19 protein-coding genes are annotated in these 22,200 nt (G+C 62.8%); 13 read left to right on the forward strand and 6 right to left on the reverse strand.

The annotated features are described in order from the left end of the window. Nucleotides 1-14: 14 nt before the first annotated feature. The 4 genes from V5279_RS34600 (at nucleotide 15) to V5279_RS34615 (ending at nucleotide 4,654) form a co-directional block, all read left to right on the forward strand. Nucleotides 15-1,010, forward strand: coding sequence for a LysR family transcriptional regulator (locus V5279_RS34600; protein ID WP_338691512.1), 996 nt, complete (start codon nucleotides 15-17; stop codon nucleotides 1,008-1,010). A gap of 1,238 nt (nucleotides 1,011-2,248) precedes the next feature. Then, a complete protein-coding gene (gene lspA / locus V5279_RS34605; protein ID WP_338691513.1) occupies nucleotides 2,249-2,830 on the forward strand; it encodes a signal peptidase II in 582 nt (193 codons plus the stop codon). A 44-nt stretch (nucleotides 2,831-2,874) separates the two neighbouring features. Next, entirely contained in the window at nucleotides 2,875-3,336 is a 462-nt protein-coding gene (locus tag V5279_RS34610) for a GNAT family N-acetyltransferase (RefSeq protein ID WP_338691514.1), read from the forward strand. Nucleotides 3,337-3,586: 250 nt separating this feature from the next. Then, nucleotides 3,587-4,654 (forward strand): calcium-binding protein, encoded by a 1,068-nt coding sequence (locus V5279_RS34615; RefSeq protein WP_338691515.1) that lies wholly within the window; start codon nucleotides 3,587-3,589, stop codon nucleotides 4,652-4,654. A gap of 80 nt (nucleotides 4,655-4,734) precedes the next feature. Here V5279_RS34615 and V5279_RS34620 read toward each other — a convergent pair whose 3' ends face one another. Further along, nucleotides 4,735-4,947 carry a hypothetical protein gene (locus V5279_RS34620; protein ID WP_338691516.1) on the reverse strand — a complete coding sequence of 71 codons (213 nt, stop codon included), beginning with the start codon at nucleotides 4,945-4,947 and terminating at the stop codon, nucleotides 4,735-4,737. Between the two features lie 412 nt (nucleotides 4,948-5,359). On the opposite strand from V5279_RS34620, the gene V5279_RS34625 reads away from it, so the two are divergent. Further along, the gene (locus V5279_RS34625) at nucleotides 5,360-5,728 is read left to right on the forward strand and encodes a YciI family protein (protein ID WP_338691517.1); all 369 of its coding nucleotides are present in this window, start codon (nucleotides 5,360-5,362) and stop codon (nucleotides 5,726-5,728) included. A gap of 159 nt (nucleotides 5,729-5,887) precedes the next feature. Beyond that, the gene (locus V5279_RS34630; protein WP_338691518.1) at nucleotides 5,888-7,036 is read left to right on the forward strand and encodes an ABC transporter substrate-binding protein; all 1,149 of its coding nucleotides are present in this window, start codon (nucleotides 5,888-5,890) and stop codon (nucleotides 7,034-7,036) included. A gap of 14 nt (nucleotides 7,037-7,050) precedes the next feature. Here V5279_RS34630 and V5279_RS34635 read toward each other — a convergent pair whose 3' ends face one another. From V5279_RS34635 to V5279_RS34645, 3 genes are read right to left on the reverse strand one after another with little or no spacing between them, the layout of a single operon-like run. Then, nucleotides 7,051-7,296 (reverse strand): hypothetical protein, encoded by a 246-nt coding sequence (locus V5279_RS34635; RefSeq protein WP_338691519.1) that lies wholly within the window; start codon nucleotides 7,294-7,296, stop codon nucleotides 7,051-7,053. Between the two features lie 31 nt (nucleotides 7,297-7,327). Next, nucleotides 7,328-8,446 carry a M48 family metallopeptidase gene (locus V5279_RS34640; protein WP_338691520.1) on the reverse strand — a complete coding sequence of 373 codons (1,119 nt, stop codon included), beginning with the start codon at nucleotides 8,444-8,446 and terminating at the stop codon, nucleotides 7,328-7,330. 4 nt (nucleotides 8,447-8,450) lie between these two features. Next, nucleotides 8,451-9,596: a DUF898 family protein gene (locus V5279_RS34645; protein WP_175619678.1), complete on the reverse strand. Its 1,146-nt coding sequence runs from the start codon at nucleotides 9,594-9,596 to the stop codon at nucleotides 8,451-8,453. Nucleotides 9,597-9,923: 327 nt separating this feature from the next. Here V5279_RS34645 and V5279_RS34650 point away from each other — a divergent pair, with 327 nt between their 5' ends. From V5279_RS34650 to V5279_RS34670, 5 genes are all read left to right on the forward strand, one after another. Next, nucleotides 9,924-10,283, forward strand: a complete 360-nt coding sequence (locus V5279_RS34650; RefSeq protein ID WP_338691521.1) for a Rap1a/Tai family immunity protein — start codon at nucleotides 9,924-9,926, stop codon at nucleotides 10,281-10,283. Nucleotides 10,284-10,526: 243 nt separating this feature from the next. Further along, nucleotides 10,527-11,798, forward strand: coding sequence for a cytochrome P450 (locus V5279_RS34655; protein ID WP_338691522.1), 1,272 nt, complete (start codon nucleotides 10,527-10,529; stop codon nucleotides 11,796-11,798). Nucleotides 11,799-11,828: 30 nt separating this feature from the next. Beyond that, nucleotides 11,829-13,103 (forward strand): cytochrome P450, encoded by a 1,275-nt coding sequence (locus V5279_RS34660; protein ID WP_029080296.1) that lies wholly within the window; start codon nucleotides 11,829-11,831, stop codon nucleotides 13,101-13,103. Nucleotides 13,104-13,425: 322 nt separating this feature from the next. Continuing rightward, the gene (locus V5279_RS34665) at nucleotides 13,426-15,675 is read left to right on the forward strand and encodes a hypothetical protein (protein ID WP_338691523.1); all 2,250 of its coding nucleotides are present in this window, start codon (nucleotides 13,426-13,428) and stop codon (nucleotides 15,673-15,675) included. A gap of 238 nt (nucleotides 15,676-15,913) precedes the next feature. Next, nucleotides 15,914-17,755, forward strand: coding sequence for a class I SAM-dependent methyltransferase (locus V5279_RS34670; RefSeq protein ID WP_338691524.1), 1,842 nt, complete (start codon nucleotides 15,914-15,916; stop codon nucleotides 17,753-17,755). Between the two features lie 72 nt (nucleotides 17,756-17,827). On the opposite strand, the gene V5279_RS34675 is transcribed toward V5279_RS34670, so the two are convergent. Together V5279_RS34675 and V5279_RS34680 are read right to left on the reverse strand one after the other, a co-directional pair. Next, complete coding sequence (locus V5279_RS34675) at nucleotides 17,828-18,781, reverse strand: ABC transporter substrate-binding protein (protein ID WP_338701550.1); 954 nt, start codon at nucleotides 18,779-18,781, stop codon at nucleotides 17,828-17,830. Nucleotides 18,782-18,947: 166 nt separating this feature from the next. Next, nucleotides 18,948-20,675 (reverse strand): adenylate/guanylate cyclase domain-containing protein, encoded by a 1,728-nt coding sequence (locus tag V5279_RS34680; protein WP_338691525.1) that lies wholly within the window; start codon nucleotides 20,673-20,675, stop codon nucleotides 18,948-18,950. Between the two features lie 360 nt (nucleotides 20,676-21,035). On the opposite strand from V5279_RS34680, the gene V5279_RS34685 reads away from it, so the two are divergent. Continuing rightward, the gene (locus V5279_RS34685) at nucleotides 21,036-21,596 is read left to right on the forward strand and encodes a phosphonopyruvate decarboxylase (protein WP_338691526.1); all 561 of its coding nucleotides are present in this window, start codon (nucleotides 21,036-21,038) and stop codon (nucleotides 21,594-21,596) included. Next, nucleotides 21,596-22,189 (forward strand): thiamine pyrophosphate-dependent enzyme, encoded by a 594-nt coding sequence (locus tag V5279_RS34690; protein WP_338691527.1) that lies wholly within the window; start codon nucleotides 21,596-21,598, stop codon nucleotides 22,187-22,189. Before V5279_RS34685 ends, V5279_RS34690 begins: the two co-directional genes overlap by 1 nt. Nucleotides 22,190-22,200: the final 11 nt, after the last annotated feature.

A 22,200-nucleotide genomic window follows, 5' to 3' on the forward strand; every position in this document is an offset into this window, starting at 1 on the left:
TATAAGCCCACTCAATGACCGACCTCCCCCGTACCCAGGCCTTGCGTTGCTTCATCACGGTTGCCCGTGAGGGCACCGTGTCGCGCGCGGCATCGATGCTGAAACTGACCCAGCCCGCGGTCAGCCTGCAACTGAAGGCGCTGGAGGAAAGCACCGGGCTGCAGCTGTTCAACCGCACACCGGGCGGTTTTACGCTGACCGAGGCCGGCGCCGCGCTGCTGCCGCTGGCGCACCGGGCGGTGGCGGCGGCATCCGACTTCAAGGCGACGGCGGACTCGCTGAACGAGGCGCAGCGCGGCACCTTGCGCGTCGGCACCATCCTCGATCCCGAATTCACCCGGCTTGGACCATTCGTGCGCAGCCTTGCGATGTCCTCGCAACGCACCGAAGTATTCCTGCGCCACGGCGTCAGCGACGACGTGCTGGCGCAGGTCGGCCGGGGCGAGCTCGACGTCGGCTACTATGTCGACGCCACACCGCCGGAGCAGCTCACCCATCACAGCTTCACTGAACGGACCATCGCCGACGGCCGCTACCAGCTGGCGCCGCTGCTCAGCTACGACTACCGGGTGATCGCGCCGATCGCCTGGCGGGAGCGGGTGATGGGCAAGGGCTGGGCCGAGCTTGCCGAGCTGCCCTGGCTCGCGACACCGCCGCATTCCGGCCACCGCCGTCTGCTCGACGACATCTTCCGCCCGCTCGGCCCGTTGCCGAAGCGCATCGGCTACACCGATCAGGAAGAGGCGATGATCGACTTCGTCGAATCCGGCCTCTGCCTCAGCCTCGCGCGCGACAGCGTGCTGGCGCCGCGGATGGCACGCCCGCATCAGTTCGTGGTCGTCGACAAAGTGAAGCTCACCTGCGATCTCTCTTTTGCCTGCCTCGCCGCGCGCCGCCAGGAGCCGGTGATCGCGCACGCCTTCGCCAGCGTGCGGGCCGTGTGGAATATCAAGCCGGCGATCACCGGTGCCGGACCGACGCGGACGCGAAAGGTCGCGAAGAACGTGTGACGCGGCGCGCGCGGGCCACGATCGAGGCCGGACGACCTAGAGACAAACCGGATAAAGCTGCCCTGCTACGTCTGCGACCTTTCCATCTGTCGTCTGCTCGATCGTAATGGCGTATCGTTCGTTACACGGGCCTGCATGGCGATTCCATAGAAGCGCGACCGAGTTCGGTCAATCTGACTTTTCAACCCGAAAGCCACCTCCGGTGATCTGGGCAATCGCGCCGTTCGCGTCCGAGCCGACCGGAAATGCGCTCTTCACGAATTGAGAGGAGGCGCGCTTCGTCTCGTCGTAAGAGCTATGGCCCTTTGCAAGAATCCTTCTCCATGAAGGCTGGATAGGCGTCCACCCGCGTCAGTTGGTAAGCGAAGAGAACTGTCCCGGCACCGATCACAACGACCGAACCGCCGAACAATATGCCGAGGATGATCAAAGCGCGTCTCAACGAGGCTTATCCTTTGCAGTTGCAGCCCGCCAGCCAGGGGGCCGGAAGGCGCCGCAAGTCTGCGGCGCCGCGATTTCGGCATAGGCCAGGCCCGACATCGGACTTTCGGACACGACTAATGTGTCCTCGTGCTCTCTACTTCAAAGCCAGGCTGGTGCAATACGCGGAGACTTCACCGCTTCTCCAACCGTTATTCAGTCCGGTTTCCGTGCACTGAGTATAGCTCTTGAAGGGGATGCCGCCGGGCCCGATGTTTCGGCACCCGGTGTATGCTGACGCGCCGGCAGACCAGGAGCATCCGATCCAGGGGCGGTCACCTGACTTCATGCTCGTCATGCAACCGCCGATGCAAAACACTGAGGTCGAAGCCGTACGCGAAGACGAGGTGCTGCGGGCCGCCGCGCGCTGCGTCGGCCTGTGTTGCGTGCTGACGTGCCTCGGCGCCTCGACCGAAATGTTGGGAAGCGGGTTGATGGCAGTGTCCGGGGCTGGCGTGGGTTGCGACCACGCCGGGCCATTTGATGCACATACTAGCGGCACGATCGACAACAGAGCGACAGCGAAATTCGTGACGAAGAGCGACGAGCCTTTCATAGCCGTGTCCTCCAAAAAAGGCCGAGATGGCAATTCCATCCCGGGATGCAGGGTAGCACAGTTTCAACTAACTCAAATTCCTATTCGGCGCTGTCGCTTGAACCGGAGCAACGGGCTCCTCACCTGAATTCGGCGCTACGTGATCTGCCTCCGATACAATCAGCAACATAATGCGCTCAGGGCCAGTCGGAAATATTGGCTCATGCGGGCCGGCACGCTATGGTCCGATATTAAGATTGTTGCCCTATGGCCTAGACGACAGCGGCGCGAGAAACTGTTCGTGAGAAGTTATCGAAGCTCACACTTCATCGCGTTCGGTGCCGCATGTGCGATGCTGGCCCTCGATCAGCTGACAAAGCATTGGGCGGTTGGATCATTGGAAATTGGCACCACCGTCAAACTACCAGGTCCCATTGACCTTACCCTTGCGTTCAATCGCAGCAACGCATTTGGTCTGATTCCAGACTACGGTGAGTTCTCGCGATGGGCACTCGCTTCCATCGGCCTTGCGGTAGCGTCAGTTTTGCTCGGATCCATACTCTGGCGACCGACATCGACCATCAATGCTTTTGGACTCGCCTTCATCGGCGCCGGAGCAGCCGGAAACGCTATCGACCGTCTTCGATTGGGTGCCGTCGTTGACTTGTTCGACGCCTCGAAACTTCGATTTGTCTGGATTTTCAACGTCGCCGACGTTTCAATCGATTTGGGGATCGCGCTCATTTTGCTCGCTGCGCTCCTGCCGTCTTTGGAGGCCGCCAAGGTAGACCACGGCAACAGCTAGGTTGAGATATTCGAATGCGACCCTTGAGCGAGCGGAGGCGACCGATGGAATGCACGATCCGGCCGGCGCGCCAAGACGACGCCGGCGACATCAGCGCGGTCATCCTGCGTGCACTGCGCGAAACCAATGCCAGGGACTATGCAAGCGAGATCATCGAGCGGGTCGAGCGCAGCTTCAGTCCGGACGCCGTGCTGCAGCTGATCGGCAAGCGCACCGTCTTTGTTGCCGCGATTGATGGTCGTGTGGTTGGAACGGCAAGCCTCGACGGAAACGTGGTCCGTACGGTGTTCGTATCCCCCGACGTTCAGGCGAGGGGTATCGGCAGGCTGCTGATGGAAGCGGTCGAGCGCACGGCACGCGAGAGAAGTATCCCCAACCTGGCTGTGCCCTCATCGATCAGCGCCGAGACCTTCTATGCGCAGCTCGGATACAGGGCCGTGCGCGACAGCTACCACGGTGAAGAGCGGACCATCATCATGGAGCGATCGCTGGCGGACGGTGATTAGGTTCGGTCGGGGCCCACAAGCCGCACAGGAAACGGCACTGTCCGCATGGACGACGAGGTCGTCACCTCCGGTGCAGAGGCGCATCTCCTCCATCCGTGGCCTCTTGCGACCTCAATACCAACGGCGTAGCCCATTTGGGAGTTCAGTCGTTTGGATATTTGAGGTGCAATAATAGCGGCGATTGATCTCGCAGGCGCAACCAGAGGCAGAGGCTCGCCCGCTACCGGCAAAGAGCCGACAGGAGGGGAAGTTGGTTACCTACACAGGAACTCTGGCGGCCGACAGCCATACCGGCAACGAAGACGTCATGTATGGCCTGGACGGAGGCGATACCCTGACCGGGAATTCCAGCGCGGTCCAGCCAACCATTTACGGTGGTGAGGGCGATGACATCCTGACCGCCGGTGCCGCTTCTCCCGGTGGTATAGTTTACGGTGGCTCCGGCAATGACACGATAGCCGGCTACGGGACATTCTACGGCGACGCAGGGAATGATCGGATCACGGTGTCCGACTTTGGACCGGGCTACGGTGGTGACGGCGACGACACCATCAACTCCGTTCTGACCGCATCCTACAATGGCGTTGCGTATGGCGACGGCGGCAATGATCTCTTCACCGGCTTCGCCGTGCATTGGGACGGTGGCGACGGCAACGACAGCCTTTACGGCTCCTACGATCACGACGATGGCCCGCAGCCAGTGGTGTTGGGCGGCAACGGCAACGACGTGATCGTATTCACCGGCGATGGGCAGGTTGGCAAAGCTCTTTTCTACGGCGGGTTGGGCAATGACAGCATCTATGGTGGCGCAGCAGAAGAAACCATCGTCGGCGATATCGGAGTAGACCTGTTGGAAGGCGGCGGCGGGGACGATTGGATCTATCTTCCAACGGGAGGCGGCAACGCCTACGGGGGAGCCGGCAACGACGTGCTGCTGGGGTCGCAGGTCTTCGACGTCCTGATCGGTGATGATGGCAACGACATCATGTACGGCTATGGCGGAAACGATTACGCCTATGGCGGCAACGGCGACGACGTGATGTACGGCGGCGATGGCGGCGGTCCGGGCACCGGTGTGGGCAACGACACTTTTGTCGTCAACGACGTTCCGGGAGTGCAGGTCGTGCAGGACTGGACGCCGAGCCTGGACGTCGTGCAATTGAACGGCTCCGGTTTCACGTCCTTTGCCGACGTGCTGTCGCACTCGTATCAGAACGGGGCCTATTTCGTGGTTCAGGTCGACGCCGACACGGCGGTGTGGCTGAATGGCGCTACGGCGAACACGGTCACGGCGGCAAATTTCTCCATCGTGAGCTGATGCGGATTCGGCGCGAGGCGCGCCAAGCGGTACCTTATCCGCGCGCCTTGTGCCGACGTCACCGTGCGCAGGTCATAAGCCTAGGCTGCCACAACCAGTGGTCCCGTCATGTCGTCCATCGTCGGCACCAGCGACGGTGCGTCGCACTCCTGCTGGGCGAGCTGGTCCACGAGCTCGCGCAGCCTTGGCGGCAAATCGGCGTAATCGCCGCGCAGCGCATGGCGCAGTCTCCAGCCGATCTCCTCGCAGATGGCGCGCGCGTGCTCGGGCGCGATCGGATGGTGCTGAATCATGGACGTAAGCTGCCAGGACTTGAACTGCCAGGACTCGAACTGCCAGGACTCGAACTGCCAGGACTTGGACCGTTTGCGGCGACCGCGCCGTCAAACTGCATTTCCGTCAACACGGATCCCGCATACGCACATGCGATCAAGACGAGGATCCGAACAATGCTGGACATCGCTCGTACTCCCTTTTCCTCTCCTTCAATAGCAGCAGGTCGTTGCCGCCCGATTAGGGAAACTGGTTCGCGCGGCCTTTAAGGGAATGGTAAACGTGAAGTTCACGAGCGATCGGTGACCCCGACGCTTGCCGCCCGCCAGCGTCCCGGCTGGATGAAAAATCTGCGGGGCGGTGTCGGCCCTCGAAAACCCCGTTCGTCGTTCCGATGCCCCATGAGGCGGGGCTCAGATAAGGAGACGGACGATGCGCGTGATGGTGCTCGTGAAGGCCACCGAAGACAGCGAAAAGGGGCTGTTCGACACGGCCTGGCAGGCCGAGATGATGGCGGCGATGGGCCGGTTCAACGACGAGCTGCGCGATGCCGGCATCCTGCGCGCCGCCGACGGCCTCAGGCCCTCCTCCCACGGCAAGCGTGTCGCATTCGACGGCAACGCCCGTACCGTCACCGACGGGCCCTTCGCCCCGGCGCGCGACCTGGTCGCCGGCTTCTGGCTCTGGGAGGTCAAGGACATCGACGAGGCGGTTGCCTGGGTGAAGCGTTGCCCCAATCCGATGCCGGGACCAAGCGAGATCGAAATCCGGCCGCTGTACGAGATGGCCGATTTCGGCTGAGGCTTCGATGCCGGCGGGCGCGCCGCCCCGCTGATGCCGTGCCCTGATGTCCCCAATCAGGGGGACAGACGTATCGGGCGGAATCAATATGATGCGGAACCGGACGCCGGTCGGCTATCATCGGCCGCGCATAAGAAGAACTTGCTGGGAGGATTTGCAATGAAGCTGGCCATGGCCGGACTCTGGGTACTCGCGAGCGCGATCCTGATGGCGCCGGACGCACATGCGGACATCAAGGTCGGCGTCGTGGTGTCCGCATCAGGACCGGGCTCGGCGCTCGGCCAGCCGCAGATGCGCACCATCGCCGCGCTGCCGAAGGAGATCGGCGGCGAGAAGGTGACCTATATCGCGCTCGATGACGAGTCCGATCCGACCAAGGGCACACAGAATGCGCGGCGCCTCGTCATCCAGGACGGCGTCGACATCCTGATCGGCTCCTCGCTGACGCCTGTGACCATGCCGATGCTCGACATCGCCGTGGAATCCAAGACGCCGATCATCTCGCTCGCGGCGGCGACCGCGATCGTGCAGCCGATGGACGACCGCCGCCGCTGGGCGTTCAAGGTGGTGCCCAATGACGATCTGATGGCGGCGGCGATCCTGAAACATATCGCGAAGTCCGGCATCAAGACGCTCGGCTATATCGGCGTGTCGGACGGCTATGGCGAAAGTTACTACAAGGAGGTGTCGCGGTTGGCGCCGACGCTGGGCCTCACCGTCACGACGCATGAGGTCTATGCGCGCGCCGATACCAGCGCGATGGGCCAGGCGCTGAAGGTGATCGCGACCAATCCGGAGGCGGTGTTCATCGCTTCCGCCGGCACGCCGGCCGTGCTGCCGCAGGAGGCGCTGCGCAGCCGCGGCTATGCCGGCAAGATCTTCCAGACCCACGGCGTCGCGTCGGAGGAATTCATCAAGCTCGGCGGCGCCAATGTCGAGGGCGCGGTCTTCACCGGCGAGGCCTTCACCATCGCCGATGATCTGCCGGCGAACGATCCGTTCCGCCAGGCGCGCGACGAATTCGCGTCGTCCTACGAGAAGGTCAACGGGCAGAAGCCGAACATTTTTGGCGCGCATCTGTGGGATGCCGTCACGCTGTTCAAGCGGGCGGCGGCCAACGCGCTGAAATCGGCGAAACCGGGCACGCCGGAATTCCGCGCCGCGCTGCGCGACGAGCTGGAGCGCGGCAAGGACGTCTATCTGAACAACGGCCTCTCGACGATGAGCCCGACCGACCACAATGGCTATGACGAGCGGTCCGCGTTCCTGATCAAGGTCGAGGGCGGCAAGTTCCGGCTGGTGAAGTAGGCGCTCGAAATTGGCTAGTCGCCGCTCCATCGCCATCGCGGCGGCTCGCCCTTCCACCAGCACACGCCGGTGAGCAGGACGCTCAAACCGAGCACATAGGCAATGAAGCCTGTGTGAGAGTGCGGAATGATCATCGCCGCCCCGACCGCGATCAGAATCACGAAGCCTGCGACGACCGCCCAGCCTTGCCAGGAGACCGGCGGTCCCCAGCCCCAGCCATACCGCTTGGCGGGAAACCAGTAGTTGCTGTCATGCTGCATGAGAGTGCTCCAGCAAACGACAAGAGACCCTTCACACCTTGCCCGGTCCGCAGATGCCCTTGAGCGCCTGCCATTCGGCCGGGGAAAGTAGCGGCTGGCCGGTCGCCGGGTTGGCGGCGTCCGCCTTGCTCATGCGCGCGAGGCGGTCTTCGGTCAGCGGATGGCTGGAGACGATCGAAATCCCCTTGCCGCCTTCCTTGCCGGTGACGCGGAACATCAATTCGCCCATCGGCTTCGCCGGACGGCCGAGCCGGTGCATGGTCTCGATCGCGAAGGTGTCGGCATTGGTTTCGGCGTCGCGCGAATAGGATGACGTCACCAGCGAGCGCGAGGCGAAGATCAGCGCGCCGGAGCCCGTGATGTCGCCGAACAGCAGCCCGATCAGGAACGAGGTACCGCCATTGTGGATCAGCTCGCGCATGTTGTCGCGATGGCGGAGATGGCCGAGCTCATGCGCCAAAACGCCGGCGATCTCGTCCGGGTTCTCCGCCTTCTCAAGCAGCCCCTTGAACAGAAAGACCTTACCGCCCGGCAGCGCGAAGGCGTTCGGCACCGGCGTCGCCAGCACGCCCGACTGCACCGAATTGTCGAGGCCTGCGGACTCCCGCAATTTGCCGACGAGCTTCTCGAATGCCGCTTGCCCCGCCGCGTCGCTGCACGGCTTGCCGTCGAACAGCACCTTGACCTGCGCCTCCGCGACATCGCCGAGGCGGCGTTCGAAAGAGTCAGGCACCAACGGCGTCAGCCGGTCGGCGGCGAGCGGCACGCCGAACAGCACCACCAGCACGATCGACACCGCCGCCGCGAGCGACCAGCCGACGATCGCGGCGACGCCCTTGCGGTTCGGCAGCCCCTCCTCGAGCGTGTCGCAGCGCGCGACGAGCGCGGCGATCAGCTGCGCGTCGCGGATCTCGAGCCGCGCCAATTGTGGTGCGGTGAGGCAGCTCAGCCGCAACAGGCCGGACGGGCTGTCGGCGCGGCGGATGTCGGCATAGGCCCAGCGCGCGAGCAGCTCGCCGTCCTCCCTGATCTCCAGCGCATCGGACAGTTTGAGCGCGACCAGACGCCTCCGGCTCGACGCGCCGTCGAAGAAGACGCCGCCTTGTGCAGGCGTCGACGCGGGGTTTGTCTGGCCGGAATCGGTATCCATGTCGCTAGAAGCCCGCGACGTCGAGGCCGTCGGCAAAGCCTTCGCCGAGCGCATTGGCGAGTTCGCCGCGGGCGGTGACGTTGGCCGCCGCCTGGATGTTGTGCACGATGGTCGACGACAGCACCCGGACCCAGAGATCGCGCATCAGATAGACGCGCATCACCACATTCATCGCCAGCACGAAGGCGAGATAACCGACGCCCGCGAGAGTGATCAGCGGAATGCTCTTGGCGAACGCCTCGGTTTTGAAGAAGGTCTCGATCGAGGAGCCGTCCATGCTGGCGACCAGGAAGGTGCACAGCACGAGATAGGCAAGGTACACCGTGCCGAGCAGCATGGCCCAGCCGATCACCTTCCAGTACAGCCCGATCAGCGCGCTGCGACGCATGGTGGATTCCAGCCTAACCCCGCCGAAGCGGATGCCCGACAGCCACCAGCGCCACTCGATCGCCTTGAACGCGGCATAGATGAACGGCGCGAAGATCGTCATGTACAGCGCGAACGGCGTGAGCAGCCAGAGCCACCAGCCCTGCTTGAAGAAATCCCAGCCGCGGCCTTCGAAGGAACCCCGCAGATCGCCGTAATAGGAATGCCGCATCTTGTAGCGTTCGAGCGCCGCCTCGCGCCATGGCAGCGCGAGGCCGAGCGTGATCACGACCAGCAGGCCCCATAGCGAAGCTTTCAGCGCATAGATCCAGCCCGAGCCGCTCATCCAGAAGCGGACGCCGCGCCACACCGTGCGGGTCAGCCGGTAACGCCGCGCGCGATAGATCGCGAACTGGCCGAACAGGTAGAAGAACGCGACCAGCGGCAGCGAGAAGAACGTCTTGACGTGCTCGGCTTCAATGACGAGCAGGGAGTAGCCGAGATAGATCGGCACCAGGATCGCGAGCGCGACCAGGAAGCCGATCAGCAGTTCCTTGGCGCGGCCGGTATATTCCGGCGCGTCGCCATCGATCTGGGTGTTCGACCAGAGGTGACGGCGGATGTCGGTGGTGAGCCAGAACCGGTAGAAGCCGACCGTGACGAGCTCGAGCCCGGCGCCGCGCGCGACCAGGCGGAAGAACTCCTGCCGCTTCCCTGAAAACCCCACCGGCATCGGCGGCGGGACCGGCGGCGGCTGCGGCGGCCCCAGCGGGGTCCAGCTCATGTCGTTCACGGGATAGCTCCAGGACGGGACAATCTCTGCGTATCAAAACCACAGGTTTGTCGCTGCGAGTGTGATCCAGGTTTCACACAAGGTCGAGAGCGTGGGGGTATTTTTGGCGGCAGGCGGTTGGCTTTACCTTAACGGGATCGCCGGAAAAGGGTGCAGCCTTTGCTGCGGACATCGGCCGCGGGCTGAGCAAAGCCGGCCTTCCTTCCGACCCTCGTCCCAATCCTTGCGAGCGAGCCCCGCTCGCCTCGAACCCCCGCCAGAGATAAACCGACAGAACGGCTAGCAAAGACACCGCCGCAAAAGCGAGGAAACCTGGCGATGAACAAGTGGATATTGTCGGCATGTTTTTTGGCGCTGACGGCAGCTCCCGCCGCTGCCGCCGACGTGCGCCTGGAGTCCTATCGCAATCCAGCGAATGAGAATTTTCGCATCTTCAATCATATGTACCTGGACGGCGCGCGGGGCGGCATGATGGCTTCCAATGCCTGGCTGAAACGGCATGGCGGCCAAATGTTGTTCTGCATGCCCGACAACCTCGCGCTGAGCACTGAGCAAACCGAAGAGATCATGCTCAAGTCCGCCGACAAGCGGGCCGCGAAAGGCGACATGGCCGTCGCTTCCCTGCTGCTACGGGGCCTGCAGGATACCTTCCCCTGTGAAAAACCCGCCAGCCAATAAGCGCCCTCTCCACCCGCATTGTTCGCAAGCGCATAGCCAAATCAACCGCCGTTTCAAACAGACCCGCACGCCGCGCCCGCCCGCGGCCGGTGCAAAAGGCCCGGATTCGGCCGCTTTGGCCTGACATCAATGCGGCCAAATGCGCGTTGAGCGCCCTTGCGCAAAAGCCCGAATGAGAATGTAATTCGGTAAAACATGCCGCGCCGGCGATGCCCCGGCTGCGAAACGGTTGAGGAGCCGCTCATGCACGGGACCGCCGATCTCGTCAAAGATGTGAATTTGGACACCGCACGCGAGCGCGCCAATGCGCTTCCACTTGCCGACTATGATCCCGGCGATCCCGAGCTGTTCAAGACCGATACATTCTGGCCGTATTTCGACCGGCTGCGCCGTGAGGATCCGGTGCATTACTGCAAGGACTCGATGTTCGGTCCGTACTGGTCGATCACCCGCTACAACGACATCATGGACATCGAGACCAACCACGCGATGTTCTCCTCGGCCGCCTCGCTCGGCGGCATCACCATCCGCGACGTGCCGCCGGACCTGCGCCGCGAAAGCTTCATCGCGATGGACCAGCCGCGCCATTCCGCGCAGCGCAAGACCGTGGCGCCGATGTTCACGCCGACCCACCTTGACGACCTTGCGCTCAACATCCGCAAGCGCTCGACCGAATGCCTCGACAATCTGCCGCGCGGCGAGGTGTTCGACTGGGTCGACAAGGTCTCGATCGAGCTCACCACGCAGATGCTCGCCGTGCTGTTCGACTTCCCCTGGGAGGACCGTCGCAAGCTGACGCGCTGGTCCGACGTTGCGACCACCCTGCCCGGCGCCGGCGGCCTCGTCGCCACCGAAGACGAGCGGCAGGCCGAACTGATGGAGTGCGCGACCTATTTCGCAAGGCTCTGGAAGGAGCGCTCCGGCCAGCCGCCGAAGAGCGACCTGCTCTCGATGATGGCGCACAGCGACGCCACGCGGAACATGGACCCGAAGAATTTCCTCGGCAACCTGATCCTCTTGATCGTCGGCGGCAACGACACCACGCGCAACACGCTGTCCGGCAGCATCTATGCGCTGAGCAAGCATCCGGAGCAGTACCGCAAGCTGCGCGAGAACCCGGCATTGATCGACAGTTTCGTTCCGGAGGTGATCCGCTGGCAAACGCCGCTCGCCCATATGCGGCGCACCGCGCTCGCCGACTACGAATTCCGGGGACGCCAGATCAAGAAGGGCGACAAGGTCGTGATGTGGTACGTCTCGGGCAACCGCGACGAGGAGGCGATCGAGAAGCCCTACGAGTTCTTGATCGACCGCGCCCGCCCGCGCACCCACATCTCCTTCGGCTTCGGCATCCACCGCTGCGTCGGCCTGCGGCTCGCCGAGCTGCAGCTCAAGATCATCTGGGAGGAAATCCTGAAGCGCTTCGACACGATCGAGGTGGTGGAGGAGCCGCTGCGGGTGTATTCCAGTTTCATCAAGGGCTACGAGACGCTGCCGGTGCGGATTGCCGCCTGACGCCTCTCGAGCCAACCGGGATCAAGAGCCATGAACGTCCAGACCGCCATCCGTGCCGATCGGGTCGAGCTAGAGCGCCAGGCGCGCGAGGAAGCCTATGCGACGCCGCTCAGGGATTTCCATCCCGGCGCGCCAAAGCTGTTCCAGAACGACACGCTGTGGCCGTGGTTCGAGCGGCTGCGCAAGGAAGAGCCGGTGCACTACTGCACCAATTCGCCGATCGAGCCGTACTGGTCGGTGGTGAAGTACAACGACATCATGCATGTCGACACCAGCCACGGCATCTTCTCCTCGGATTCCACGCTCGGCGGCATCTCGATCCGCGACGTGCCGCCCGGCTACGACTATCCGAGCTTCATCGCGATGGACCAGCCCAAGCACGCCCATCAGCGCAAGACCGTGTCGCCGATGTTCACCCCTGATCATCTCGACGAGCTGGCAAAGTTGATCCGCCAGCGCTCGGCCAGCGTGCTCGACAATCTGCCGCGCAACGAGACCTTCAATTTCGTCGAGCGCGTCTCGATCGAATTGACCACCCAGATGCTGGCGACGCTGTTCGACTTCCCCTGGGAGGAGCGGCGCAAGCTGACGCGCTGGTCCGACGTCTCCACCGCGCTGCCGAAGAGCGGCGTCGTCAACTCGCCGGAACAGCGCCGGCAGGAGATGGACGAGTGCTACGCGTATTTCTCAAAGCTCTGGAACGAGCGCGTCAACGCGCCGCCGAAGAACGACCTGCTGTCGATGATGGCGCATAGCGACGCCACCCGGCACATGGACCCCGACAATCTGATGGGCAACATCATCCTGCTGATCGTCGGCGGCAACGACACCACGCGCAACACCATGAGCGGCTCGGTGCTGGCGCTGCACGAGCATCCCGACCAGTTCCAAAAGCTGAAGGAGAACCCCGGTCTGATCGACACCATGGTGCCGGAGGTGATCCGCTGGCAGACGCCGCTCGCGCATATGCGGCGCACCGCGCTGGTCGACACCGAGATCGGCGGCAAGACGATCAAAAAGGGCGACCGCGTCGTGATGTGGTACGTCTCCGGCAACCGCGACGACGAGGTCATCGACCGTCCCGACGAGTTCATCATCGATCGCGCCCGGCCGCGCATCCATCTGTCGTTCGGCTTCGGCATCCACCGCTGCGTCGGCATGCGGCTCGCCGAGCTGCAGCTCAAGATCGTCTGGCAGGAGATGCTGAAGCGCTTCGACCGCATCGAGGTGGTCGGCGAGCCGAAGCGGGTCTATTCCAGCTTCGTGCGCGGCATCGAGAACCTGCCGGTGCGCATCCCGGGCTGACGCGCTCCCCCGAACATTCTGCAAATCTGACCAGAGCGAAGCGCCTGCCCACGGGGCAGGCGCTTAGTCGTTCAATTACTGGATACTGCGTCACAATGGCCGCGACGTGGACGCGGTTGACAAAGGCTTTGACCCGGTGCGATGTAAACGGCAACGACGCAACCTCGACGTGTTCACGCAAGCTTTTCCGGCCTCATGCTAGGACCGCAGGCATCCTCGCCTGCTGGCGACGAACAGGATCAATTTCAAGATCGATCGTATTTGGCAAGCGGCGGCAGGCCAGGACGCCTGCGGTCCGGGTGCCGCCAAAGGGAAAACGCCAATGTCATCTCCACGTGCAGCACCGACCGTACTCGACGTCTACACGCAGGGAGCCCCCTGGACCAACGCCACTCCGAACCGCATTCTGAAAACCACCGCTGTACCGGTTTCATTGCCTTATATCGGAATGACCGCGTGGGACGCGAACACCGCACGGTTCAGCGCGGTTTCCGCTCCCGATCCAACAACAGGAATACAGTATTTTTGTCTTGTCCTGGACGATGGCGGCACGCCAACCGGGATGCGCTATGACTTTAGCCTCAATCCGGTCGCCATACCTGATCATCCAGACACAGCAGCAGGCGTCTTCATGACCCTCACTGACGGCTGTCAACTCTCCACGTTCTACGGATGGACCTACATCATCGATCCGGCGAGCGGCGGCCATTACTTCGTCTGCGCTGCATCAGGCACAACACCATCTCCAACGAACGGGCTGTACTGGATTTGCCTGACTGAAACCTACAAATTGCTTCCGCCGAGCATGCAGCCGTACCAACCGGCCTCCGGAATAGAACCGCAGGGGGTCTGGTCGACCGGCGACACCGTCTGGTTCACAAAACAGGACGGCTCACTTTGGCAAGTCTTGCTTGCTGATGTGCTCGCGAACAAAACCACCTCGTTGCAGCAGGTCAGCTCAACGGGAACTGTTCAAGGCGTCATTTCCGACGGCGCAGCTGCTCCGACGTATTATGTGCTTTCGGCGGTTGCCACCAGCGGCGGCTACAGCCTTGTCCAGTTTCAAGCGGGCAACCCGGCAAGCGCCGTGACGATCGAGGCGGGATTTAATCCTGGCGGAATCAAGACGACCCCGGACGGCGCCGTCTGGAAGGTCATTTCCGATTTAAACCCCGGCGATCTTCAGCAGCCGAAGTCGGAAGTCCGCTTGCTTGTCCCCAGCTATCCCGTGCGAGGCCAGCTCCCTGCGTGGGTCGATCCGTTTCTCACCGCCGATCCATCGCTTTATGCCGCCGGACTGACGCAATCCATCATGGATGCGATCCCACTCTCAGCCACGAACATTTTGCTTTTAACGACCCCGAATGCGAGCTCCTACAGCCTGAATCCCACCGATCCGACCATGCTCTGGCAGATGACTCGCGTTGGAATCGGAGTCTTCGATCAACCGGCGATTCCCTTGAATGTATACACCGGCACAGCACTCACCGCTTACTCCCAGATCAGCCAGGACTTGATCAACGCCGGCCCAAGCGCAAACGACATCAGGGCGCAGTATAGCCAGATGTCTTCAGCGCAGGCCGCTGACTACATCGCCGCTCTTTCAACGATGACCGTGCCCCCGGCCTTCACGGAACCTGCTGTGTGGAACGGCGTTCAGACCGACCTTTACAACGAGTTGAGTAACCTGGTGTCGACGTCGTCGTTTTGGACCGCGATTACACAGCTCGTCTGGGTGCAAAGTCAGGTCGAAAGCCTGGCGGCAGGTTCCGTCTCAGGCAATCTCGCGATCAAGACAACCGCAACCTTGATCAACAGTACCTCTCGTCAGGTTAACGCCTTGAACATTGCCAGCCTGACGACGGGCGGCACAGCCTCTGTTCTCACGTTCATCGGAGGTATCCTGGCGGTCAGCGCGCCGGCAGGCGCTGCGACACTGGGCCTGGCCACAGCAGCCGCGGCGATCGTCGGGCTGATTTGTGCGTTCTTCGGATCTCGAAATACCGACTATTCCATCAGCGTGAGCGATCCGATGTACTACATCAGCGCCAAGCTCGGAGAGATAGACAACGCCCTCGGCAAAGTCTTCACCGCGACACAGGATACAATGACGGCTTACGCCGTGGCCAACACCAAGGACGGCGGGATGTTGGCGACAGTCGGGGCCCTCTACCGAAGCGGTCTATGGACGGCGAGCCCGCCCGACTTCACAAAGGGTTCAACTCTAGTCCCCTCCGATTTTGAGGCCTACTACAACGCGTGCGTACTAACCTATCTCCAAGCGTTCGTGCCCCTCATCACCGGGATGAATCTCATCATTATCGGCGACGGGGAAAAGTGGAGCACCTACAAGGGTCAACCGGTCTATGTAAGTCCTGCGCACACCTGGTGGAATACGATGGGTGACAACTATCAGGGAGCATTGCTGCAATACGCGTCAAAAGACAATCAAAGCAAACCACTCGGCCAGGATCTTGACGCACTGCTGTTCACGACCCTGGGCGTTTCTTATGAGGAAGTGTTTCAGCAATGGAATATTCCGACAACGCCGTCCTGGACTTCGAGCGAATAGACAATGACCCGATAGCGCAGCGCCGGAGCGCTTCGACGATCATCGCGCCGCCGGCGGCGAGAGCATTGGCCGCACCTTGCGAGGCGCATCGTTCATCAGCCACATGGTAGATTATCCTTGGCTGTCAGCGCGGTAGGCCCTATGTCTGCCGGGCATGGGTGATGCGCCACGACGAGCTGCCGCCTTTTCCGGCGTGCTGTTTCGGCGGCGTCTTGCAGCTTGGACCAGTTGACGAGACATGAACCGAAAAGAACGCCGCGCGGCCAATAAGCGACGTGACGACTCCACAAGCAGGCCCGCCGCGCCTGGCTTCGGCTCGGCGGTCATCAGTACCGCTGACCTCGCCGCTCAGGCGAGTCGCTCCTACGGCGCGGGCCGCGTCAGCGAAGCGCAGGAGATTTGCCGGCAAATTCTCGCCCGCGAGCCGGCCCATGTGCAGAGCCTGAATCTTCTCGGCCTGATGGCGCAGGCCTCCGGCGATCACCGCGCCGCAGCGAAGATGTTCGTGAAAGCGATTGCTGCGGACGAGGTGAACGCCGCTTGCCATTACAATGCCGGCTATTCGTACCAGGCACTGGGCAATCGCGCCAAAGCGGCGACGCATTTGAGCAAAGCGCTTGCACTCGGCATGGACGCGAAGGCCGGCAGCCTCATCCTGCAGAGCCCTGTCATTACCAGCCATCTCGGGCGGATTGATGCCAAGTGGCCGCTGCCGGTAACGAACGTCGAATTGTTCGGCACCGAAGGCGTCGCGCCGCTTGCGAGCGACCTCTTCCTGCGCTGTGCGATGGAGACGACGACGCTGGCCAGCATGCCGATCGAGGTGCTGCTGGGATATGCGCGCGCCGAGCTGCTGCGGCTCGCCGGCAATCAAGGCTCGGAGGATGAGGATATCGTCGCCTTTGCGTGCGCGCTCGCCGGGCAATGCTTCATCAACGGGTATGTCTATGGACGGACTGAGGCAGACGCCGAAGGTGCGAGCGCCCTGCGCGATCGGCTGCTGCAGGACCTGGCGTCCGGGGCCGCCATCACGCCGCTCACGCTGGCGGTGGTTGCGGCCTATTTCCCCCTGCATGCCCTGCCGGCGGCGGAAACGCTGCTGCGCCGGGACTGGCCCGCGGCCGTCACCGGCCTGTTGCGGATGCAGCTGCGCGAACCCCTTGAGGAAATGGCCGAGCGCAGCGCCATCACGGCGCTCACTCCCATCAAGAACAGCGTCTCGGTCGAGGTGATGCGCCAGTACGAGGAAAATCCCTATCCGCGCTGGACCATCAACCCGCTGACGGCCCTCGTCGCCGATCAGGCGCGGGGAAAGATCGCCCTGACGGCAGAGCGGCAAGCCAAGCTTGATATTCTGATCGCAGGCTGTGGCACCGGCTCGCACGCGATCCAGATCGCGCAGGTCTATCCGAACGCCCGCTTGCTCGCGGTCGACATCAGCATGACCAGCCTCGCCTATGCGCGCCGCAAGACGCGTGAGCTGGGCCTGCGAAACATCGAATATGCGCAGGCGGATATTCTGGAATTGGGCTCGATCGATCGCACCTTCGACAGCATCGAGTCGGTCGGTGTGCTGCATCATCTTGCCGAGCCGATGGCCGGCTGGCGCGTGCTGGTCCCGCTGCTGCGGCCGGGCGGCACGATGCGCATCGGGCTCTACAGCGATCTGGCGCGCCGCGTGATCGTTGAGGCCCGCGCCCGCATTGCCGCGCGCGGCTATCGCGCCACCGCAGAGGACATCAGAAGGTGCCGCCAGGACATCTTCCGCGAAGCCGAACAGTGGAAGCCGCTGATCGGCGCCAAGGATTTCTACAGCATGAGCGGCTGCCGCGACCTGCTGTTCAACATCATGGAGCATCGCCTGACGATCCCCGAGATCGCGGCATTCCTGAACGATCATGGCTTGTCGTTCACGGGCTTCGAACCGTTTGACGATCCGACGGTGATGGAAAAATTTCGCAAGCAGTTTCCGGGCACGGCCGACGAGGCCAGCCTCGATCAGTGGCACCGCTTCGAGATCGAGCATCCGGAGACGTTCTGGGATATGTATGTCTTCATGGTGGGCAAGAACGCGAACTGAGGCTTCAGGGCGCCATCATAAGCGCACGCGATGCCTCCGACCGGCCGCACGCTCAGTTCGTGCGCCAGCGGCTTACTCGATCACCTCATCCGCGCCGCTGACAACTGAAGCAGAGAACTCGCGGCCAAGCAGCTTGGCGGTCTTCAGGTTGATCACGAACTCGACCTTGGTCACCAGTTGCACCGGAAGATCGGCAGGCTTTTCGCCCTTCAGAACCCGGCCGGCATAGATGCCCGCGCGCCGATGCGACTGCACAAAATCACCTCCATAGCTCATCAACCCTCCAGCCAGGGGGAAGTCGCGGGTCTGCGTGATTGCGGGCACGCCATACTTCGTCGCGAGATCGGCCAGTCGCTGGCTACGAAATGCGAAATAGGGATCGGAGGTGAATACGAGTGCGTTTGCCTGCTCGTTCGCCACGGCAGAGAACAGCGATTCAAATTCATCTTCCTTGCTTGCACTCAGGATCTGCAGCTGAACCCCCAGGGTTTCGGCGGCGGAGCGCAGCCTCTGCACTTGTGAACCGGCAGTGGGACTTGTCGGGTTGGTGACGACCCCCAATGTGGTGGCCGCCGGCAGCAGCTCGTGCATCAACTCAAGCCGCTTCGGCGACACGTCGACGCTCAGGCTCGAGACTCCCGTGATATTGCCTCCCGGCCGCGACAGGCTGTCCACCACGCCCAACTGGACCGGGTCGCCGCCCATCTCGAAGACGATGGTCGTGGTGGTGCCGGTCGCTTTGGCGGCAAGTGCGACCGGGGCGCCGCCGGGTGCGACCATCACATCCACATTGCGTGCGACCAGCTCGGCGGCCAGAGCGGGCAAGCGAGCATATTGCCCGTTGGCCCATCGATATTCGATCGCAACGTTGCGGCCCTCCACGAATCCGACTTCGGCAAGTCCCTGGTGAAATGCTTTCAGCCGACTGCCAAACAGATCAGGCGATTCCGGGCAAAGATAGCCGATGACCGGCATGGACGATTTCTGCGCATGCGAGGATGTCGCCCAGGTCGCGGCGGCGGCCATCAACGAGAGGAAGTCGCGCCGTCTGGCACGTCCGCGCAACGTTGCTGCTCCAGCGTCAACGCATCTCATGCTCACGAACTCGCTGCTCGCCGTCGATCGAAGCATATCTCAGGGGGCTCAGCCAGTCGCCAACGGATTGCGCCGAGCACCCGCGAGCCGGCATCAGCTAGGGCACATCAAAGGAAATTTCGGAGACCGGAACGGCCTCATCGAAGCCCTTGATTTGTCGATTCCCGATCTCCTGCACAGCCCGCTTGCCGCGCACGCTTGCGGCGATCTCGGCGTCGACCAGGATTTCCCGGTCTGCGGCAGATGCGCACAGGCGGGCCGCCAGATTGACCACGCTGCCGATCGCCGTGTAGTCGAGCCGGTCCTCGTACCCGATGCGGCCGACGGTGGCCGGTCCGCCGGCGAGCCCAACGCCGAAGCCGACATGGTAGCCTCGCGATCGCCAGCCGGCGATCAGCCCTTGCACGCGCTTCTGCATTTCGATCGCAAGGTCGACGGCTCTTAACGCCGGCTGCTCGACCGCAACGGGTGCGTTCACCAGCACCATCAGTCCGTCTCCGGAGAAGCTGATGAGCGTTGCTTCGAACTGCGCAATGACCCGGCCCAAAACCTCATAATATTCGGACAGCACGCTCATGACTGCCTCGGGCGCGACGCCGGCGGAAAACGCGGTGAACCCCCGCAAATCGCAGAACACAACGACGACGTCGGTACGGCGGCCATCCAGCACGCTGTCGTCGCCGGCCCGATCGACGAGATCCGCGACCTGAGGCGCGAGAAATCGCTTGAGCTTCGTGATACGCTCCTGGTGCTGCTGTGCGAGCGCGAGTTCGGCGGCCATCCTGTTGAAGCTGTTTGCAAGACGCTGAAACTCGTCTCCGGTCTGGATCGAAATGCGGTGCTCAAACGATCCGGCGCCGATCCGTTCCGTCCCCTCCTCGAGCAGCTTGATCGGCTCCGTCATCCGGTGCGCAAATGCATAGGCCAGCAGCCCTGCAAATAGGGTGCTACCTGCGAGAAGCACTGCGGTCCGCCGCAGGGCGGCATAGATCGGCGCGTAGGCTTCAGAGAGCGGCTGTGCCACCACAACAGTCCAGTCGGGTCCCGCCACAGGAGCCGCGCTGGCGGCAACCTGACGTCCCTGTGCGTCCCGGCTCGTTGCAAAGCCTGCTCCCGGGCCGATCGCGTCGCGTATGGTGCGAAATGGCTGTGAGGTTCTCTCTTCCATCCCACGGAGGACGAGGCTGATGTCGGGATGGGCAATCAGGCGACCCTGACGGTCCAGGACAAAGGCGAGACCGGTCTCACCCACCTTGATCGCCGAAACGACATCCCAGATCAGCTTGAGATTGACTTCGGCGATGGCTGCGCCGACCGCGGTTCGGTTACCCACCAAAGCAACCGTCAAATAGGGTTCCGAGCCCCTGTGATAGCTGACATCGCTGAACCAAACCTGCCTCGCGTGGGCGCCGATCACCGCAGGATCATTCGACCGGTCTGTACGACTTTCAATCCGATTGAGGCCGACCCGCGAGACATAGAGACGCTCCAACCCCTTGTTGTCGATGAGAGTCACGCTGACAATGGCAGGCGCTTGGCGAAACAGACGCAAGGCATCGGTCCGCCGCTCTTCATCCGCCTCGTCGGTCCATGGCAGCTGGACCAGCCACCCAAGCTGGACTGAAATATCGGAAATGAAGTTATGAATTTCGGCGGCAGCGGACGTCGCCTGAACGCCAAGCAGTTGGTCCAGCCTCGCGCGCTGATCACGGTAACCGAACCAGGCTTCAATGCTGCCATTGATCGCAATCGGAAACGCGACGGCCAGGAAGAGCACGAGAAAGTACTTTGGGAAGAGGCCGCGAAAGCGATCTCGGACAATCATGCCCCGATACCTGAAAATGCGACGGGTCTATCAATATGCCGAAAATGAAGCCTTGAAATGAAGCATGCCCTGCGGCCCGGCGGCGCCCGCCATTTTGCATTCTGAAGATAGGGAGCCGCTTTTTTGGCTGCAATGAGGCTGTCTGCCGATCCGGCCAAAAGACGCTCCGTCCGCCCTCCCCGCTCGCTTGGCGGCTATACAATTCTGGCATAGCTGCGCAAAGCAGATGCGAAGAGAATATAGCCCCCATCTGGCCTAAAGCCTGTGACGTGAGGCCGCGCCCATGCGCGCCCCTTGTACTGACGCGTTTTTCTTCGCGAACCGATACCCGGTTCGCTCGAAAACGCTACCGCCGAGGCCATGATGGACCAGATTGCCGTTCACCAGGACAACGCGACCAGCACCGACTGGCCGGTTACGATCTACCGCACGCTGAAGGATTTTGGCGTGGCGCAGGTGTCCTATGTCCCCGATGCGGGGCATTCCAAGCTGATCAAGCTGTCGCATGCGGATGCCGACATCAAGACCACCGTGCTGACGACCGAGGAAGAAGGCGTGGCGCTGTCCGCCGGCGCCTGGCTCGGCGGCGATCGCGCGGTGCTGCTGATGCAGTCGAGCGGCGTCGGCAATTGCGTCAACATGCTGTCACTGATGGCAAGCTGCCGCTTCCCGCTGCTGACCCTGGTGACGATGCGCGGCGAATGGGCCGAGTTCAATCCCTGGCAGATCCCGATGGGCCGAGCGACGCCGCAAGCGTTCGAGATCATGGGCACCACCGTGCTGCGGCTGGACAACCCTGACGATGCCGAGGAAGTGGTCTCGGCCGCCGCCTCGCTCGCCTATGACGGCGACCAGCAGGTCGCGGTGCTGATCTCGCAGCGGATGATCGGCCGCAAGAAGTGGACCAAGGAGACGCATTGATGTCAGCTGCAACAGGCACTCTCGATCGCCGCGCCGCCGTGAAGGCGCTGCTCACTGAGCGCGGCGACCTGCTCGTGATCTCCGGGCTCGGCTCCTCGTCCTACGATGTGTTCGACGCCGGCGAGCACCCCGGCAATTTCTATCTCTGGGGCGCGATGGGCGGCGCCGCGATGGTTGGGCTCGGCCTCGCGCTGGCGCAGCCGAAGCGCCCGGTGCTCGTCGTCACCGGCGACGGCGAGCAGCTGATGGGGATCGGCAGCCTCTTGACCATCGCCACCAAGCAGCCCGGCAATCTCTCGATCGCGGTGCTCGACAACGGCCATTTCGGCGAGACCGGGATGCAGCTCAGCCACTCCGGCCTCGGCGCCAGGCTCGAGGTGATCGCGAGCGGCGCGGGCATTGCCAGCATTTCCGATATCGCCGACATGGCCGGCGTTGAGGCCTTCCGCGCCAGCCTGCGCGATCTCGGCGGCGGCCCGCGGCTGGCGCGCATCCGCATCGCCGCCGGCGAGGTCGAGCGCGCGCTGCCGCCGCGCGACGGCACCTACCTGAAAAACCGCTTCCGTGGCCATCTCGGCTTCGCGGTGAAGTGATGCGCAAGCCG

This window comes from Bradyrhizobium sp. 26S5, from assembly GCF_036923295.1.
Taxonomy (GTDB): domain Bacteria; phylum Pseudomonadota; class Alphaproteobacteria; order Rhizobiales; family Xanthobacteraceae; genus Bradyrhizobium; species Bradyrhizobium septentrionale.